Source organism: Lysinibacillus sp. NPDC056185 (genome assembly GCF_047737915.1).
In the GTDB taxonomy this organism is placed as follows: domain Bacteria; phylum Bacillota; class Bacilli; order Bacillales_A; family Planococcaceae; genus Lysinibacillus.
This window is the reverse complement of sequence record NZ_JBLLLQ010000096.1, coordinates 1-318: the sequence shown is the minus strand read 5'-3', so window position 1 is coordinate 318 and position 318 is coordinate 1. Positions and strand designations below refer to the sequence as shown.

The 318-nt window shown below is 75.8% G+C and carries 1 protein-coding gene; it reads right to left on the bottom strand.

What is annotated here, in order from left to right:
- On the bottom strand, positions 1–318 hold a 318-nt coding region (locus tag ACMZ42_RS27095), incomplete at both ends, for a hypothetical protein (RefSeq protein ID WP_415733437.1).

Genomic DNA, 318 nt, shown 5'->3' with positions numbered 1-318 from the left:
GGAGCGCACCCAGCGGCTGCTGCCGCGCAACGCCACCGGTCCGCGGTGCGGCGCGAGCGACTCGGCGATCACGGCCGTCGCGAACGGGCCTGCGGGAGCCCCCGGTGTCGGCGCCCCGACGTCGAGATGGCGGCAGGTCCAGCCCGGGTTCTCCTGCGCCAGCACCGGCAGCAGACCGCTGAGCGCGGCATGGCCGGGACGGCTGGGGGCCTCCCCGGCGACGCTGAGGGCGCCCTCCGTGACCGCCAGCAGGTTGAGATCGAGGTCGGGTGCGAGTCCGGCGTACGCCGAGGTCAGTGCCAGGGCCGTACCGTATCC